Source organism: Arthrobacter castelli DSM 16402, assembly GCF_000430705.1.
In the GTDB taxonomy this organism is placed as follows: Bacteria; Actinomycetota; Actinomycetes; order Actinomycetales; family Micrococcaceae; genus Arthrobacter_C; species Arthrobacter_C castelli.
This window is the reverse complement of record NZ_AUMN01000032.1, coordinates 26249-43450: the sequence shown is the minus strand read 5'-3', so window position 1 is coordinate 43450 and position 17202 is coordinate 26249. Positions and strand designations below refer to the sequence as shown.

Below are 17202 nucleotides of genomic sequence, written 5' to 3'. Positions count from 1 at the left end.
CGGTGGCAGACGCTGTCGCGCTGCCTGTCGGTGGCCGGGCCCTTGTGGCCGGGCTGACGGGCGGCGCGATCCCCTTGTTGGCGTTCATTGGCAAGGAGCTTTTAACGCGTTGCTCTGCCTTGCCCCACGTGCCACCGCCAAATTCAAACCCTTCTTTATTTCTTTCCAGAAATAAAGAAGGAAATACAGACACACCGAAACAACAACACCCCCACCCCCTTCTCAGGTGTCCCCACACCCCACCCTTTTTTACCTAGCCCTGCTTGCGTTGTTTTATATAGCGTGAAGGTTTCCAGCCGGGCTCCTACTCCACTGCCGCAGAGGCAGCCAAAAGAGCCGCGATCCGTGCCGTGATTCACCACTGGATGGGAAAGCACCAGCCCACTTCTCAGGCCCACCGCTAAGAACCACCCCCGCTCCGTTCCCTCGCGGCCGCTCTCCCGGCGACCGCGAGGGAACGGATAAGAAAGGACAACGAAACGCCATGGAACGGAACTACATTCACACCTACACCCGCGAGCAAGCCATCGCGGATGGACAGCTCGTAGATGTCAGCGCGGCCGCGGTGGAGTCCGGCTTCCGCATGCCCGTCGCCGTTACTGCCGGCACCTGGTACGAGGCCATCGCCTGGGACGAAGGGCAGAGCGGCCTCCAGGACGAAACCGGCCGACTGTGGGACGTACTCACCACCGCCCACCATGCAGCCCGCGCCAAGAGCCGGAACCGCGAGCAAGGAACGCAATGCGCCTTCACCGTCTATCGGATCCCCAACCACCCCGCAGCAGAGGAACCAGAACCCCTCGACCTCATCCTCCAGCTCTGCCCCGGTGACCACTCCGAGCCGGTACTAACCATCACCCTCCCCGACGAGGACTAACCCCAAACAAACCCCGGTCCTGTCCCCCCCCGGCCAATAGATAGGCAAGACCGGGACAGGAACTGTTCCTTGGCCATTTTGACCAACTCACGGGCAGTCTCGGCCTCGGATTTGTCGCTCTTCGTGTTGGGCCGGATACACCGTTATTCACACAGTCCCGCTACACTTTTTCGGGTGAGGTGGAGTCAAGACCAAGGAGGCGTGTGATGCCGTATACCGATGCTGCTCAGTTGTGTTCCCGGCTGATTCGTTTCGATACCACGAACTACGGCGGGGGCAGCAGCCAGGGGGAACGGGGTATTGTCGAGTACATCGCCGGGCTGCTGATTGAGGCCGGATATCAGCCGACCGTCCTCGGTCCCACCTACGAACGGGCCTCGGTCATGCTCCGGGTACCAGGCACAAACCCGGATCTGCCCGGCCTGCTGGTGCACGGCCACCTCGACGTGGTTCCGGCTGAACCGGACCAATGGAGTGCCGACCCGTTTGCTGGCACAATTGAAGACGGCTACATTAACGGCCGTGGTGCCGCGGATATGAAAGACATGGTCGCTATGTCTTTGGCCACTCTGCTAAACTGGGCCGCCGCCGGTGTCCGGCCCCAGCGCAATGTCGTCTTCGCCTTCGTCGCCGACGAAGAAGACAAAGGTGACTACGGTGCCGTGTGGCTGGCCGAAAAGCATCCGGAACTCTTCGAAGGCGTAGAAGCAGCCATCGGTGAATCCGGTGGCACGGCGACACTGTTGGAAGCGGCAGATGGTTCAACCGTGCGCCTGTATCCGGTGGCCACTGGAGAGCGCGGCACCGCACACATACAGCTGCGCGCAACCGGCACCTCAGGCCATGGCTCCCGGCCGAATGAAGATAATCCGGTCAAGCATTTGCTGGACGCGCTGCAGCGGATCAGCAACCATAATTGGCCGCTCGCCTTGTCGAAAACAGTGCAGAGCTATTTGGAGCAGAGCAACGAGGCCCTGGGGTACTCAGTTGACCTTAGTACCGAGGCCGGAGTCGATGCTGCTGTGGAGCATATCGGTGAAGCCGGCGAGGTGGCCAGGGCGACCATTCGCTGCTCTGCCACCCCGACAGTGCTTAAAGCCGGCTACAAGGTCAACGTCATTCCAAGTGTTGCTGAAGCCGAAGTTGATGTGCGCTGCGTGCCTGACAGCGAAGCGGAAACGCTGGCGACCATCGACCAATTACTCGGCGAAAAGGTGTCCCGCGTCTTCCTCTCCCATCAGCCGCCCCTGGAGTCTCCAGTTGACTCACAGTGGTTCGCTGCGATACGGGATGCTCTACTGCGGCACGACCCGGAAGCTGTCGTCGTTCCACATTGTCTGGGCGGCGGAACGGATGCCAAGGCGTTTGCCCCCTTAGGAATCCAGTGCTACGGCTTCGTCCCCCACGGGGCCGATCCCGAGGGACGGACATACCAGGGAGTACATGGCATCGACGAGCGAATTCCGGTGAGTTTCGTACGGACCGGGCAGCGGATCCTGCACGACTTTCTCACCGCTGTTTAGTCGACGAGCAGGACGTCAGCGCTGAGTGCGGCAATGCTCTGAATGGCCTCGTCGGCTTCGTCCTGCTGGTAAGCGCGGGTACAGACCGCAAGCACATAGCTGCCGACGGCGCTGCCGTTGGCAGGCTGAAAGAATGCCACATCGTGCCGGATGCCGTCCACCCAGCCGGATTTGCTTCCCCATTCCGTGCCTGGCGGAAACGCTGGACCGATAATGCCGATCTGTTGCGCCCGCAGTAGCTCCAACATCAGTTCAGTTCCAACAGGTCCTGCTGCCGCTCCGGTGATTATGGAATGAAGGACAGCGGTGAGATCACGTGCGGTGACATCGCAGGTGCGGCCGGCTCCGCGGGCCGGCAAGTCCCCAATCAGCCGTTCCATTTTGGAATCTGACGCTCCGCAGTTTCGCAGCGCAGCGTTGATTGAGTCCAGACCGACCAGTTCCACCACCATGTTGGTCGCCTCGTTCGACGAGACGGTGATCATGCGACGCAGCACCTCGTTCAGGCTGACTTTCGCTCCGGGCGGGGGCATTCCCGGATCTGCCTCCTCCGGATCGAAAGCGAAATCACCGGCGCCGCCGATCGCGCTGGTGAAGGTGTCCTGGGAAATCAACTGCTGGTCCAGGCGGAGGCCGCCTCGTTCCACTTCCTGTACCGCGGCCACCAGGACGGCGAGTTTCATGGTGCTGGCTGCATAAAAGCCCGTCCCTGCGTTCCGCGACGCCAGTATGTTGCCGGCAGGATCCAACAGACAATAGGAAATGGCGGGAACTCCGTCGCTGTAGTCAGAGAGGACTGGCATGGATTCCTTCCAGCCTAGAGACGGTTGGGGGCAAACGGCAGGTGGGGCAGTGTCTGGTACCAATACGCCACAGACGAGTATGCGTCTCCACGCTTGTTGGCGTGCCCGTGTTCAATGCTCACCCTGATTTCGGTACTGAAGGTCACTGGGTCCTCGACATGGAACCGGTACATCGAAATCTCCCCACTCCAGTTCTCTCCCCCGGGTAGAGTCAGGCCGTGATACGGCGCGGCATAGGACTGGGTAGGGCACCACGCCGTGTTGAAGTAGTCCTCGGTTCCGGTGCCGTGCAGGCTTGGAGGAAACGGCTCGCCATCGATGAAGATCATGTCATCACCCTCGCCATACCAGTTCCATTCATCAGTCTCGCGCAGGTTCTTGATCGACAACATACACCCGACATAGTGCCCGCGACCACGGGCCTCAAGAATCGTGTAATTATTCCGGCCATCCAGATTGGTGCCGGTCGTTTGGAACTGATGATTGGTCTCATCACCTTGGTCAGCGGGGGTGAAAGTCTGCTCCCGGTATTGCGCATGGAAGTAGCCAAGCTCGGCGTTGAGAGCATCAAGTTCTTCCCAGTCAATGTAGTAGTAGAAGTAAACCTCGGTCTCGGTCAGCTCGCTGATCAATTCAAACCTCGCGCGCTGGGCAAAGGGCATGTGGAAGAAGCAGTTCAGCCCCTGCCCGTCCTCCGGGCTCATTTGCAGGGGCACGGAGATGAAGTTCACTGTCCGCCCGTGACCCATGCCGAAGAAGTCCGACAGCGGAGCGAGCACGCTGGCGGACGGTTCGTCGTCCCACGTGACTTTTAACCAGAGTTTGCGCAGGTAGTCCGGCTCCCTGTCCGGTGATCCGGCCACCGGTGCAACAGTTGTCCAGATGTGCTGCACTGAGCCGGGCCCGCTGATGTCTGCGAGCTGCACGGTTGCTCCGGGAGCCACTTGGAGCCGGTCCCGATTACCTCCGGTGCGGTCCCAGCTGGATTCCCTGCGCCGGCGGGAACTTCGCAACCGGGGTAAGTCTCTCAAACTCGAGCCAAAATCTCCGTATTCTTGCTGCACTTGCTTTTGTCCTGTTGCCATGTGGCGTGCTTATCCCGTCTCTGATGGTGGTGTAGTCGTTGCGGTTAGCGCAGTTCCGGTTCTGGCTTGAAGCGCCCGTCGTTTCGTCCTTTCCGCAGGTCTTCAACGGTGAGGAAGATGGTGTAGTCCTCGCCATCCGGCCCGATTAATCCAAGGTCGCATTTGGCTCGTAGCGCGACGGCTTCCGGATCCAGCACTGAACGCAGAGCCGTCTCGCATTCTGCCAGCACCGGTATGTATCGGGCTTCGCCTGCCAGATCCTGCAGCTCCTGCGGATCTTGGTGGATATTGTAAAGAGTGGGACGCTCATTGCAGTAATAGGTGTACTTATAGTCTCGGAGCCGGATCATGTACCAGCTGTCCTTGAAGAAGTTGCCGTGGTGTTCGGAGAACACCCACTCGGGGCGAGCCGTGGCCTCGTCCCGGATCAACGACAGCCAGCTTGTTCCCCGCCGGTCAGGCTCGACATCCAGGCCGGCCATACCCAACACGGTTGGGTAGAGGTCCACCAGCGACACTGGTTCATCGCGCACCTGCCCGGCCGGCAACTCCGGCCCACTGACGATCAATGGGATACCGACGGAGCCCTCGTAGGAACACTGTTTATAGAATAACCCGTGCTCGCCAAGACTCTCGCCGTGGTCGGAGGTGTAGATGATGTAGGTGTTGTCGTACAGGCCTTGCGCCTTCAGCTCATCAATGATGCGGCCAATCATCGCGTCCATTGCGGTAACCATGCCGTAATAGGCGGCTACCGTCCGCCGAACATCCTCCTCCGTGATGCCATCGGTACCTTGGGCACGCTGGAAATGCCGCAACGCCGGGTGCAGGTTCTCATTGGGGAACGAAGCATCGAACGGCATCTCGACCTCGTCGGGGTAGTACTGATCGAAATACTCCTCGGGTACGCAGTATGGCCAATGCGGATACAGCAATCCGACGTACAGCGCCCATGGCTCTTCACCGCCGGCTTTTCCCTTTTCCCGTAGATAGTCGACTGCCCAGTCCATCACAATGCGGTCATGGTCCCAGAAGCCATCCCGATCGTCATGGCCGGTTCGGCCATCAGTTAGGTGCGGCTGACGAATACCGGAATTTTTGATGTGTGCCAGCTTGTCCGGTCGAACATAACCCTCCAAACGAGGCGCGAACGGTGTCTGCCGGGGATACTCGGTCCAGGCCGGCCGGTATTCGAGAATCTTATGCTCGTTAAAACCGGCATCCTGGTAGTCGCCGCACATATCGAGTTTGCCCAGCATGGTGGAAGGAATGCCGGCTTCCCGCAGCCTTCGCGACCAAGTCGTCTCGCTTCGCTCCAGCGGAATGTACAAGAACCAACTGCCCACCTCGTGCGCATATTTACCAGTCATGAAGCTCATTCGGGACGGCACGCACACCGGAGAGTTGCAGTATGCGTTGGTGAAGTACGTGCCGGCGTCCGCTAACGCGTCAAGATTGGGTGTCTCGACGTAGGGGTGCCGGCGGTAGCCGGACATCAACGGATGATGCTCATCGCTGCAAATCACTAGTATGTTTGGTTGCGTCATCGGTTCCTTTGGTGGTCCTGCCGCTCCGGCCGCTGAACGCCCGTGCCGTCAGCTCATTTGAAGGCCGGAGGCATGGAGCGGCTTCCTGTCAGCGGGCGCTATGACTTCTCCCGGCCGATTATCGCCTCTGCTTGGTTGCCCGCAGGCACTGTCTGGATTTTCTTTATTAAGCCATGTGCTGGACATGACCACACAAAAGATCATAAGTGCCAATAATTGCCAATACAATATCCCTATTGTTACATTACAATGATGAGTGAAGTGACGACCGCGACCACACTGGGATGGTCACCGGAAGAGCCGACGGCTCGAGGCGTAGCCAACGCGGTCAGCCGGGCAATACGTGAAGGTACCTTGAAACCGGGCATGAAGCTGCCCCCGATTCGATCAGTAGCCGCAGAACTCAGGCTGTCGCCCACCACCATTAGTGCCGGCTGGTCGCTATTGGCCAGGTCCGGAGCGATCCAGACCGATGGTCGACGCGGGACCACTATTGCAGAGATCCATCCCGGTTCGGCGCGATACCGGAAGGCCATGGATCGGCACAGTTTTTTCACACAGGATTTGTCTACCGGTGTGCCCGATCCCTCGCTGCTGCCGGATCTGTCGACGGCCCTGCAAACGCTAACCACGGCTGCCACCCCCGGGGGATATTTAGACGAACCGGTAGTGCCGGAATTACTTGCACTCCTTCGGCAGGACTGGCCGTATCCAGCCGAACAGTTCACGATCGTCGACGGTGCGATGGACGCCATCGAGATGGTCAGTCGCGCCATGGTGCGCTTCGGCGACCGCGTCGTCGTCGAACATCCCACCTTTCCGCTGTTGCTCGATCAGTTGGAGGCAGCGGGAGCCGACGTTGTCGGGGTCCCCCTTGATGATCAGGGCATGCTGCCTGGACCGCTGGCGGAGGCCCTCTCCGTATCGGCCGCAGCCGTACTGGTACAACCTCGGGCACACAACCCCACCGGGGTGTCACTCACGACCACGCGGGCCCAAAAGCTGGCAGACATCATCCGCGCTGCTGGCTCAACAGTCATAGAGGACGACTCGGCCGGCTCAGTCGCCGTAACCGAAGCGATCAGCCTTGGTTCCTGGATCCCTCAGCAGACACTGCATATACGCAGCTTCTCGAAATCTCACGGTCCAGATTTGCGTCTGGCCGCGATGAGCGGACCAGAGACGGTAATCGATGCGATCGTCTCGCGCCGCCAGCTCGGCCAGGGTTGGAGCAGCCGGTTCCTCCAACGGATCCTGCTTGGCCTGTTGATCGAAGAGGAGCCCGTCGCCCAGGTGGCGCACGCCCGCGAGGAATACCAACGCCGTCGGCAGTCGGTCATCACAGCACTGGCCGAACGGGGCGTCGAAGTGGGAGGAAATGACGGCATTAACATTTGGGTTCCGGTCGCCGATGAGTCTGCCGCCATTGTTCGACTGGCCAGTCAAGGGATAGGCGTTACGCCCGGGGCCCCGTTCACAGTTCTGGCTGACTCCCCCGGACACATCCGGGTGACAGTTGGAGCGGTGGCCCATTCGCACACCGAACTGGCCGAGATGATCGCACAAGCCTCCCGCGCCGGCGGGTGGGTCGGCGGCCGCTGACGGTGGATTCGGTCAGAGACAGCAACCAGGCGAGCCGAGGTTATGAAAATTTTCGGGGCATTGCCCGTGAATTAGCCTCGGAATCGACACCGTCGTGGCCACCGGAGCGCCGAGCAGCCTCCGGCGCCCCGAACGTGATCGTCGTGCTGCTGGACGACATGGGTTTCAGCGATGTCTCCCCCTATGGCAGCGAGATCGATACCCCACATGCGCAGGCCCTGGCGGATGCTGGCTACTGCCTGACCAACTTTCACAGCGCACCGGTCTGTTCGCCGGCTCGGGCCGCACTGCTCACCGGACTCAACCCTCACCGGGCCGGCTTTGGCAACGTTGCGCACAGTGATCCTGGCTACCCGGGTTATAGCATGGAAATTGCCGAGAACGTGCCCACCATCGCTGAGTCCTTCCGCGCCGGCGGTTACACCACCTTCATGGTGGGCAAGTGGCATCTGACCAAGGAGTCACAACTCCACGACGGGGCAGACAAAAGCTCGTGGCCACTGCAACGCGGTTTTGACAGCTATTACGGCTCGATGGACGGCTTTACTACCCTGTTCCATCCGCACCGGCTCATACGCGACAACACGGCACTGGTTGTGAACGAATTTCCGCCGGACTATTACCTGACCGATGATCTAACGGATCAGGCCCTGCGGATGATGAAGGGATTGCGCGCCAGCGAACCCGAAAAGCCGTTCTTTTTGTACTTCGCACATCAGGCAGTGCACGGTCCGCTGCAGGCCAAAACTGACGACCTGAAGAAGTACCGGGGACGCTACAAAGAGGGCTGGGATTCCATCCGCGCTCAGCGCTTCGCGCGACAGTTGCAGAACAAGCTCTTTCCCCCCGGAACAGTGCCGGCGGACAATACCCAAGACGCCGACGTAGGGGTGCCAGCCTGGGAAAGCCTGACCAATAAACAGCAGCAGCTCTTCGCCCGGTACATGGAAGTTTATGCGGCCGCTGTCGATAACGTGGACCAGAATCTCGGACGGCTGATCGAGCACCTCAAGGCGAGCGGGGAGTATGAGAACACCATTATTGCCTTCACCTCGGATAACGGTGGCACTGGGGAAGGCGGCCCCGGGGGCACCCGCAGCTACTTCAGCCAGTTTGTCAGCCTTGCCGGGATCCCTGGGGACTGGCAGCGGGATGTAGCCCGGGACCCTGACGATATCGGTGGGCCACGCGCATTTGTGCACTACCCCCGTGGCTGGGCCTACGCTTCCAATACCCCGTTCCGGCTCTTTAAGTTCCACACTTTCGAAGGCGGCGTTCGGGTGCCGCTGATGGTTTCCTGGCCGGCCGGTCTACCACGGGCCGATAACGATGACGGGGTCCGGGAGCACTATGCGTATATGACCGACTTGGGCCCCACCCTGCTAAAGCTGGCCGACGTCACCGCCTTGCCTGAACGGCACGGGCACATGGCGCCGGCCGTCGATGGAGTGTCTTTCGACGCCTCGCTCCGCGAGTCCGGTTCCTCCGCCAGCCATCGGGAGCAGTACAGCGAGTATGCTGGCCACCGCGCATACGTGGCCGGCCCATGGAAGATCGTGACCCAGCACCGCCCGGGTACGGAATTTTCCGATCTCGAGTGGCAGCTTTACCATCTGGGTAAGGACCCGGCGGAGACCCACGACCGCGCCGCGGACCATCCGGATAAGACGGCCGAGCTGGCCGAGAAGTGGCGGGCAGCCGCGTGGCGCAATACCGTCTTCCCGTTGAACGACGACGGCTCGCTTTCCCGGAACCGGCCCTCCACTGAACTGGTGCTGGAGGAGCCGGTGACCTTGTACCCAGGAACTCCCACTTTGGAGCGCTTCCGGTCAGCCAAGCTGACCAAGCTTCGCTCGTTTGACGTTGCCATTGACTTTTCCTGGTTCGAGGGGGACGCCGGCGTCTTGGTCTCGCACGGCGATCAGGGTGGCGGTTACGCGTTATACGTTGAGCACGGCTGTGTCTGCTTCGCCTATAACCAGTACGGTGTCATGCATCGGTTTTCCAGCAGCCTTACACCTGGTCAGCGGTCGGTGCTTCTACAGTTTAATGCGCTTCCTGAGGTCAAGTGGCGCGTAGTCGCAGAGTTGGACGGCGCTCCCATCGGCGAGCTGAAGGCGGTGCTGCAGTTGGTGGGCATGGCTCCCTTCACCGGAATAAGCATAGGCGTAGACCGCGGCAGCCCGGTGGACTGGAATCTCCACGAGCGCCACGGCAGCTTCGCCTACACCGGTGCCTTGCAGACCGTTCGCTACCTTCCCGGGACGAAGGCATTCTACAACGCTGAGCAAATAGTGCAGGTTGAGCAAGAGCTGGCACGCATATACGACTAATGGCTTCGATTAAGGGCACAAACGGATGAATGATCAGCAAGAAGAGTGGAACGAGCGCTCTCACCAGTGAATATTCTGGTCCTCACGGCCGATGATACGGGCGACCAATTGGCTGCCGAAGGAATGACTTCCGGCGTACACATGTGGGCGCCACAGAGTATGCCAACCGGGCAGATCGGCCATCATGACCTGCAGATGGCCGCATCGGAATGAAGCTGGGTGCTTCGGATCAACCGGGATGATGTGCCGGTGCTGACGGAGCTTCTCAAGCTGCGCGGTTACAGCACCAACCCGTTGAGCGGTTCAACTGGACCTTCCGCCGTGACATGCGCGGAGCTCAGACTGGGCCGCGACGCTCAACGATACAAGGATGCGGCACTGGCTTTTTTCGGGAAGCGCCAACCCCGGGCGCGCCTTGGTTCTTCATGGTCAATGCACCATGACACGCACCACCGATTCCACGGCAGTGAGCAGGAACAGGAGGAGTTTCGTGCAGCCTTGCGGGCCGAAATTCCCGCTCCATCCCGGGAATCGGGGCCCGAAGACGAAGTCGATTCTCCAGGGTTCCTCGAAGACATACGGCTCGAGTATGCCGAATACCTCAATTCCTCGCGGCGTTGCGCCGACGGCGTGCTGACCGTGCGAGAGGAGCCCCAAGTCCGCCGACAATGGCATGTCGTTCCCCATTGCGAAAGCCAACTGCTATCTACGCATAGCATAATGACGCCGCTAATCACGCGGTGGCCCGGGTCGGTGCAGACGAACGCTTTCGCCAGCATGCTCGATCTATTCCCAATTCTGCGACGTCGCCGCGATCGGTGCCCTGGACGGCATCGACGGACGGTCTCTGCTGCCGCTCCTGCTGTGACAAACCATCACTCACCGTTCGGAGTTATTACCATCTTCCACGAGACCGCCGTCAAGCGAAGATATGAAATGCGCTGCAGAAGGGGGATTAGGGCTACATTACAGTGACGTTCTCACGCCGGTACAAGCGCGGGTCGCGGCGTGGGTGAACTGCACCGATGACCCGCTGCGCCCAACATTCCTGGCCTTCCGACAGGGAGTGATGAAGCTCTTAGCTTTCCTTCTCCCAGCCAATGTCTTCGGCAGGAACAGTCAAAAATCCCGCGGGGCCCCAGTTGGCCAGACCGGTTCGCACTGCGGTCATGAGCGGTCCGGTGGACCGTGGGAAGGTGCCAAACAGATGTAACGCCTCCGACTCAGCTTCGTTTGCAGCCGCTTTTGCTTTTTCCGGATCCTTGATGGTCGAGATCGCTTTCAGCTCCTTATCGAGCTCTTCATTTCCCACGCCCGGATAGTTACTGGCGCTGTCTGAGCAATAGAGTTGGCAAGCAGAGTCCGCGTATCCGAAAGGAGCGCCCCCAAAGGCCCAGTACATGGAAAGCATGTCGTACCTGCCTTCGGAAAGCGTAGTGCTGAATTCGGTACCCGGCCGATTGTCAATAACCATATCGATACCGATCTCTTTCATCATCTGCTGTTGGGCACGAGCCAGGGCAGCAGTCAAAGCAGAGTCACCGAAGTTGACGAGATCAAAGGTGGCTCGTTCGCCCTCTTTGGTGCGGATGCCGTCCTCGCCTTCGACCCAGCCAGCCTCCTCCAGGGTCTGTTTCGCCGCTTTCGGGTCGAAGTGCAAGTCTGCAATATTGTCTTCGTAGCCGGCCTGGAATGGACGCATTAACACGGAGCCAGGTGGCTCTTCCTCCCAGTCGAGCCCTCGGAACTCAATCTCGGACAGTTGCTGGCGGTTGGTGCCGAGAAATACCGCCTTGCGCGCCGCATCATCAGCAAAAAAACCCTCATCCTTTTTACGCAGTACATAGACATTGGTATTGGTATTGATTCCACGGCGAATCATCGCTTCGCCGGGGTCCATTCCTTGCACTTGTTCCAGCCGGTCGGCCGTAGCGACGCTCGTGGAATCCAGTTCTCCGTTGACGAATGCGTTGATGCTGGCGGACGGGTCCATCACGGTGAAGGTAATTCGGTCCAGCTTCGGTGGGTCCCCCCACCAGTTGGGGTTGGGAACCAGGGTGATGGTCTCGCTGGTTTTGTTGTAGTTCTTCACAATATACGGGCCGGAGAGCATATCGGTCGGGATCTCTTCCACCCAGGCCTCATTGAATACCTTGGGATCCGCGTTGTCGGGGTGCAGCAGCCGGGAATTGCTGAAGAGCGATTCAAATGGATAGAACGGGGTCTCGAAGGTCACAACCACGTGCTTGGGGGTTTCGCCCTGTTCGACGCTCTCAATATTGCTGTAGCCGTCCGTGCTGTATGGCTGGAATTTCTCGTTCTCGCCATTCATGGCGGTCCAGGTGGCTTCGAACGCGGTCCAATCAATCGGCGTGCCGTCGTTCCACACCGCATTCGGATTGATCTCATACTCAACCACCATAGGTTCTTCGCTGGTGACTTCGGCTGAGAGCAGGTAGTCCTCGTTGAGAGACGGTTTCCCGTCAACGGTCAACATCCATGGCTGCGGAGCCAGGTAATTCATCAGCGTACCAGTGTAGACGGTGTTGCCGGCCACGTGATTGACGTTGAATTGTGGGCCAAGGTCACCGATTGCCAGCCGAAGTTCTCCTCCGTCCCGAATGTCTTCCCGGTCAGTGGGATTATTGTAGGCCTCGCCCGCTTCCGGCATCGGAAGCTTACCTTGATACGAGGCAGGCACGCCGTCCGGCGGCTGCTCTTTGATCGCTTCGCCCGTGGGTCCGGTATTCGTAGCCTCACCGCCGCTACAGCCGGTAAGGGCAAGTGCCGACGCCATCACGACGCCGACAATCCTCCGAGTGATTTTCATCTGACCGCTACCTCTCTCGTTGTCCCCTCCGGCGAAAGTCTTAGTGTCGGACGCTATATACCAGTTTGCCCCGTGTCAATAACTACTTTGTGTGGTCTATTTGCCAGCGATAGTCGAATTGAGATCGCGGCTCCGGGCAGCAGCGCAGTGTTACAAATCACACACTTCATAGTCCTGTTACCTGATTGTTATGAGCGATTTGTCGAGGGGGTGGAAAAAGGCAGCCAGCCCTACGTCCTGCGGCCCGGCACCCCAAAGTTACCGGGCCGGCGCGGGGTTGAAACTCGTTCAGGCTTCGTTGCTGTTTGCGCTGATATTGGGCTCTACAAGGGGTAGTGACATGCCTGTCTGTGTTCGGCTTCGGTACCGACCAGCTGTGGTTCCACCTCATCGCACTGCTTCCGGTCCTCGTCTGCGAGCACATCGCGGTATTTCGGGCAGCGGCTGGTGAACGGGCACCCCACATTCGGTTCACTCGGACTGGGAAGGTCTCCGCTGAGCATCACCCGCTCCCGGTTTCGCTCCACCTCGGGGTCCGGAATCGGCGCTGCGGAGAGCAGTGCGTGGGTGTAGGGGTGGGTCGGATGGTTGAACACCTGCTCAACCTCGCCGAGCTCAATGACCTGTCCCAGGTACATCACGGCAATACGATTGGTCAGGTGCCGCACTACCGAGAGGTCATGGGCAACGAAGAGGAAGGAAACACCCAACCCGGCTTGCAGATCTTCGAGCAGGTTAATGATGCCGGCTTGAATTGACACGTCCAGGGCTGAGACGGGCTCATCCAGCACCACGAGCTTCGGCTCGACTGCCAACGCCCGCGCGATCCCGATGCGCTGCCGCTGCCCGCCCGAGAAATGCTGCGGAAAACGGTCAGCATGACCGGATTCCAACCCGACCAGCTCCATCAATTCATCGACGCGTGCTGAGACCTGCTCCTTCTTCCGCCCCTGGGTGGCCAGTGGCTCGGCAAGAATCTCGTACACGGTCATCCGGGGGTCCAGGGACGCAACAGGGTCCTGGAAGACGATCTGCAGGTCATTGCGGATCTGCAGCCTTTCCCTGCGACTCTTAAGCTCTTGCACGTCCTTGCCCATCACCTGGATGCTGCCTGCCTCCGGCGGCATCAGTTCCATGATCGAATGCAAGGTGGTTGTCTTGCCGCAGCCTGATTCGCCCACCAGCGCCAGAGTTTCGCCTTGGTGGATATCGAAGGTTACGCCGTCGACGGCCCGCACTGTGCCGGTGCGGCGCCGGAGGAACCGTCCGCTGGTCAGTGGGAAATGCCGCTTCAGGTTTCTGACTTCGAGTATGGGATCCCGTTCCAGGCGCTGCGTGTCCGCCAGGATCGACGGAAGCGTTTCCGGGACTGGATAGATATCCTTGTAGCTCAGTTCCCGTTGTACGATTTCCTCGGAGCGTACACAGGCTACCAGGTGTTTGTCGTCGGCCGATGTACCGGTCAGCGGGGGTTCGGCTTCACGGCACCGGTCTTCCACCAGCGGACAGCGCGGGGCGAAGGGGCAGCCGGGTGGCAGGTCCACCATCGAAGGAGGGTTGCCTTGCACCGGCACAAGCCGGGCGGAATCGGTCTCATGGGGTCGGGGAACCGCCCCGAGCAGTCCCATGGTGTAGGGCATTTGAGGGCGGTAGAAGATGTCGTCCACCGTCCCCTGTTCCACCGGCCGGCCAGCGTACATTACCAGTACTTCGTCAGCCATCCCGGCGACGACCCCAAGGTCGTGGGTAATCATGATGACGGCCGCACCGGTTTCCCGTTGAGCGACCTTGAGCACATCCAGTACTTGAGCCTGAATAGTGACGTCAAGTGCCGTGGTGGGCTCATCTGCGATGATCACGTCCGGGTCGTTGGCGATGGCAATGGCAATCATCACCCTTTGCCTCATACCGCCGGAAAATTCGTGAGGATACGATTTCAGCCGCGACTCGGCGTTCGGAATCCCTACCAGCGCCAATAATTCGATGGAGCGTTTTCGTATCTGCGCGCGCGACAGGTCCTGATGGATCGCCAGGGCCTCGCCAAGCTGCTCCCCAATACTAAAGACCGGAGTCAGCGCCGAAAGGGGATCCTGAAAGATCATTCCGATCTCATTGCCCCGGACCTTCGACATCCGGGCATCGGTGAGACCCACGAGTTCACGGTTGTTGAGGCGGATCGACCCGGAGACTTTCGCGGCTTCGTCCAGCAAACCCATGACAGCGGTGGACGTGACCGATTTTCCGGAACCGGACTCGCCTACGATCCCAAGGGTCTGGCCGGGTTTGATGTCGAAAGATACCTCACGCACCGCATGTACCAGCCCACTCTCGCTGGGGAAGGTAACTGTCAGATCCCGCACGCTAAGAGCTGCGGGGTGGTCGGGCGCCCTGTCGTTCACTGCGGAATCGGCGGTAATAATGCTGCTCATGCTTTGCCTCCAGATTGTGAAGTGGGATCCAGGGCGTCCCGCAGACCGTCGCCGATCAACGTCATGCTGAAGGTTAGAGCCACCAGCAGGGCCATCGGTACAAGGAGCATCCACGGGGCGGTCAAAAGAGTGCCTGACCCCTCCTGAATGAGCACCCCGAGTGAAGTGTCAGGGGGTTGGATGCCAAAGCCCAGGAACGACAGACCGGTTTCGGCCAGCACTGAGACCACTACGCCGAGCACGAACTGAATAATCAGGATGGAACCCAGATTCGGGATGAGGTGCCGGGTGATGACCTTGGCTGAGGGTACACCCATGTATTTGGCTGCTTGAACATATTCGCGCTCCCGCAGGGACAGTGTCATCGAGCGCAACACCCTGGCGTAACCGAACCAGCCGAAGATCATCAGGGCGAAGGTCAGAGCCAACCAGCCATTGGCGCCGCTGCCGAACGCACTGACGATCATGGCCAACAGCAGGAAGCTCGGAATCGCCAGAAGCATATCGATCAGCCACATGCCGACCCGCTCCACCCATCCCCTGAAGTAAGCAATAGAAGTACCGACGATCGCGGCAATGACGGAGGTACCCAACGAGGCGATGACCCCGATCATCAGCGACTTGCCGAGTCCGCGGACGGCCAGGGCAAACATGTCGGCCCCGGCCACATCCGTGCCGAGCCAGTGTTCCGCGCTGGGCGGCTCTGTGAGCGACATAAAGTCCAGCTCGTCATACTCCCAGGGACTGATGTATGGACCGAATACTGCCAGCAGCACCAGGAGCGTGAAGATCACTACGCCAATATCGGCCGGCACATTGCGTATAAAACGACGCAGAACGAGCCGCCGCTTGGACATCGGCCGCTGTTTGGTTCGAGCGTCCTGCTCAATGACCGGCGTCGACGCTGTGCTCGTGTTCGTCATAATGTCACCTGCTCTAATTGATCCGGATCCGCGGGTCCAGCCACGCAATGACAATGTCAGCCAGCAAAGCGCCGGCGAGGGTGCACGCCCCGCCGAAGGCAGCCACTGCGACGGCGCCATTGACGTTGTTTTGATTGATGGTCTGAATGAAATACTGTCCGAGTCCGGGGATGGCGAAGATCTGCTCAATGAACACCGCGCCGGTGAAAATGGTGGTGATGCTGAAGGCAACGCCGGTCGCCGTCGGAATCAGCGACGGCCGCAGGGCATGGCGGCGGATGGCCTTGGACTTTTCCAGCCCCTTGGCCCGGGCGGTGCGCACATAGTCAGCATTCATCGTGTCCAGCAGGTAAGTCCGTTGCGTTTGGTGATAGAAGTACCAGCCGGCACCCGTCATCGCGATGGTGGGCAGGGTGATGTGCCGCAGCCAATCGAGCAGCGAGGGGAAGAACCCGTTGACGCCCGACTCGCTCAAGCCTGTGACGTAGAAAGCGGTGATGCCAATGGTGTCATTGAAGCTGACAGCGACCAAGACGATGAGCAGCGCTAGGACAAACACCGGCATCACCATGGAAGCAACGCTAAAAACGTTAATTATCCGGTCCCGCAGCTTGTAATGATGGATTGCCGCCCAGATTCCCAATCCCACACCGATGATAATGCTGAGGAAGGTGGCCAGAAAGACCAGTTGTGTGCTGACGAGCATCCGGCGGGCCATCTCGCCGTTGATCGAGGCACCCTCCGGGCTCAGTCCCCAATTCCAGCTCAACACCACATTTTGCAGCCAGGTCCAGTATCGCTCCAGAAGTGGGGTTTTGTCGTTCATGTTGGCGGCGCTCAGGGCTGCATCTATGGCTTCCGGCGGAGGTGTGGGATTCTGGTTGACGTAGTTGCTCCGCGGGTTGAGGAACGCCGACGCCATGAAATATGCCAAGCTGGTTGCGATGAACAGCATCAATGCATAGTTGATCGTCCTGAAAAGTGAAAATTTCAGCATATGCGTTCGCCGAAGATCGTATGAATGACCCTTTGCCGAAGTTGTTGCACGGGATGTATCCCTCTCGAGCCTCGTGTTGTCCCTGGTTGGCGGCGCTCAGTAAGTGGCACCGGTTGCGGTGTCACCGAGTGCCTTGGGTGCCTTGGATCGTATGCCCGTTTTGTAGTGACAGACGTTATACACCACTGTGATCCATGTCAATCGATACTTTGTGTGGTCAGAGACTGGACAGTAACGAAGTCAGCAAGTGCTG

General features: G+C 59.5%; 13 protein-coding genes. 4 read left to right on the top strand and 9 right to left on the bottom strand.

Going from position 1 to position 17202, the window contains the following annotated elements:
• Positions 1-193, bottom strand: a 193-nt coding sequence (locus H535_RS29710) for a hypothetical protein (RefSeq protein ID WP_211236651.1), incomplete at its 3' end; no start/stop codon positions are given.
• 291 nt (positions 194-484) lie between these two features.
• On the opposite strand from H535_RS29710, the gene H535_RS0120490 reads away from it, so the two are divergent.
• Together H535_RS0120490 and H535_RS0120485 are read left to right on the top strand one after the other, a co-directional pair.
• On the top strand, positions 485-877 hold the full coding sequence (locus tag H535_RS0120490) for a DUF6573 family protein (RefSeq protein WP_026821017.1): 393 nt from the start codon (positions 485-487) through the stop codon (positions 875-877).
• A 206-nt stretch (positions 878-1083) separates the two neighbouring features.
• Positions 1084-2400 (top strand): M20/M25/M40 family metallo-hydrolase, encoded by a 1317-nt coding sequence (locus tag H535_RS0120485; RefSeq protein ID WP_026821016.1) that lies wholly within the window; start codon positions 1084-1086, stop codon positions 2398-2400.
• Here the strand turns inward: H535_RS0120485 and H535_RS0120480 are convergent.
• From H535_RS0120480 to H535_RS0120470, 3 genes are all read right to left on the bottom strand, one after another.
• Positions 2397-3203: a serine hydrolase gene (locus H535_RS0120480; protein WP_026821015.1), complete on the bottom strand. Its 807-nt coding sequence runs from the start codon at positions 3201-3203 to the stop codon at positions 2397-2399. The two genes, H535_RS0120485 and H535_RS0120480, sit on opposite strands and share 4 nt — an antisense overlap.
• A gap of 14 nt (positions 3204-3217) precedes the next feature.
• Positions 3218-4129 carry a glycoside hydrolase family 172 protein gene (locus tag H535_RS0120475; RefSeq protein WP_245580404.1) on the bottom strand — a complete coding sequence of 304 codons (912 nt, stop codon included), beginning with the start codon at positions 4127-4129 and terminating at the stop codon, positions 3218-3220.
• A 203-nt stretch (positions 4130-4332) separates the two neighbouring features.
• The gene (locus H535_RS0120470; RefSeq protein ID WP_081416857.1) at positions 4333-5835 is read right to left on the bottom strand and encodes a sulfatase-like hydrolase/transferase; all 1503 of its coding nucleotides are present in this window, start codon (positions 5833-5835) and stop codon (positions 4333-4335) included.
• A gap of 252 nt (positions 5836-6087) precedes the next feature.
• Between H535_RS0120470 and H535_RS0120465 the strand changes: the two genes are divergently transcribed.
• Together H535_RS0120465 and H535_RS0120460 are read left to right on the top strand one after the other, a co-directional pair.
• A complete protein-coding gene (locus tag H535_RS0120465) occupies positions 6088-7437 on the top strand; it encodes an aminotransferase class I/II-fold pyridoxal phosphate-dependent enzyme (RefSeq protein ID WP_051299612.1) in 1350 nt (449 codons plus the stop codon).
• 2 nt (positions 7438-7439) lie between these two features.
• Positions 7440-9770, top strand: a complete 2331-nt coding sequence (locus H535_RS0120460; protein ID WP_026821011.1) for an arylsulfatase — start codon at positions 7440-7442, stop codon at positions 9768-9770.
• Positions 9771-10199: 429 nt separating this feature from the next.
• Here H535_RS0120460 and H535_RS0120450 read toward each other — a convergent pair whose 3' ends face one another.
• From H535_RS0120450 to H535_RS0120430, 5 genes are all read right to left on the bottom strand, one after another.
• A complete protein-coding gene (locus tag H535_RS0120450; RefSeq protein WP_026821010.1) occupies positions 10200-10457 on the bottom strand; it encodes a hypothetical protein in 258 nt (85 codons plus the stop codon).
• Between the two features lie 391 nt (positions 10458-10848).
• Positions 10849-12600, bottom strand: coding sequence for an ABC transporter family substrate-binding protein (locus H535_RS0120445; RefSeq protein ID WP_026821009.1), 1752 nt, complete (start codon positions 12598-12600; stop codon positions 10849-10851).
• A 323-nt stretch (positions 12601-12923) separates the two neighbouring features.
• Positions 12924-15029 carry an ABC transporter ATP-binding protein gene (locus H535_RS0120440; RefSeq protein WP_051299609.1) on the bottom strand — a complete coding sequence of 702 codons (2106 nt, stop codon included), beginning with the start codon at positions 15027-15029 and terminating at the stop codon, positions 12924-12926.
• Positions 15026-15952: an ABC transporter permease gene (locus H535_RS0120435; protein ID WP_026821007.1), complete on the bottom strand. Its 927-nt coding sequence runs from the start codon at positions 15950-15952 to the stop codon at positions 15026-15028. Before H535_RS0120435 ends, H535_RS0120440 begins: the two co-directional genes overlap by 4 nt.
• Before the next feature lie 13 nt (positions 15953-15965).
• Positions 15966-16907: an ABC transporter permease gene (locus H535_RS0120430; RefSeq protein WP_245580402.1), complete on the bottom strand. Its 942-nt coding sequence runs from the start codon at positions 16905-16907 to the stop codon at positions 15966-15968.
• Between the last annotated feature and the right edge of the window lie 295 nt (positions 16908-17202).

Excerpts from the sequence above, each read along its gene's own strand:
- H535_RS0120435 (WP_026821007.1), bottom strand. The coding sequence starts at position 15,952 with ATGACGAACACGAGCACAGCGTCGACGCCGGTCATTGAGCAGGACGCT.
- H535_RS0120490 (WP_026821017.1), top strand. The coding sequence starts at position 485 with ATGGAACGGAACTACATTCACACCTACACCCGCGAGCAAGCCATCGCG.
- H535_RS0120470 (WP_081416857.1), bottom strand. The coding sequence starts at position 5,835 with ATGACGCAACCAAACATACTAGTGATTTGCAGCGATGAGCATCATCCG.
- H535_RS0120450 (WP_026821010.1), bottom strand. The coding sequence starts at position 10,457 with ATGGGGAACGACATGCCATTGTCGGCGGACTTGGGGCTCCTCTCGCAC.
- H535_RS0120440 (WP_051299609.1), bottom strand. The coding sequence starts at position 15,029 with ATGAGCAGCATTATTACCGCCGATTCCGCAGTGAACGACAGGGCGCCC.
- H535_RS0120485 (WP_026821016.1), top strand. The coding sequence starts at position 1,084 with ATGCCGTATACCGATGCTGCTCAGTTGTGTTCCCGGCTGATTCGTTTC.
- H535_RS0120430 (WP_245580402.1), bottom strand. The coding sequence starts at position 16,907 with ATGCTGTTCATCGCAACCAGCTTGGCATATTTCATGGCGTCGGCGTTC.
- H535_RS0120465 (WP_051299612.1), top strand. The coding sequence starts at position 6,088 with ATGAGTGAAGTGACGACCGCGACCACACTGGGATGGTCACCGGAAGAG.
- H535_RS0120480 (WP_026821015.1), bottom strand. The coding sequence starts at position 3,203 with ATGCCAGTCCTCTCTGACTACAGCGACGGAGTTCCCGCCATTTCCTAT.
- H535_RS0120445 (WP_026821009.1), bottom strand. The coding sequence starts at position 12,600 with ATGAAAATCACTCGGAGGATTGTCGGCGTCGTGATGGCGTCGGCACTT.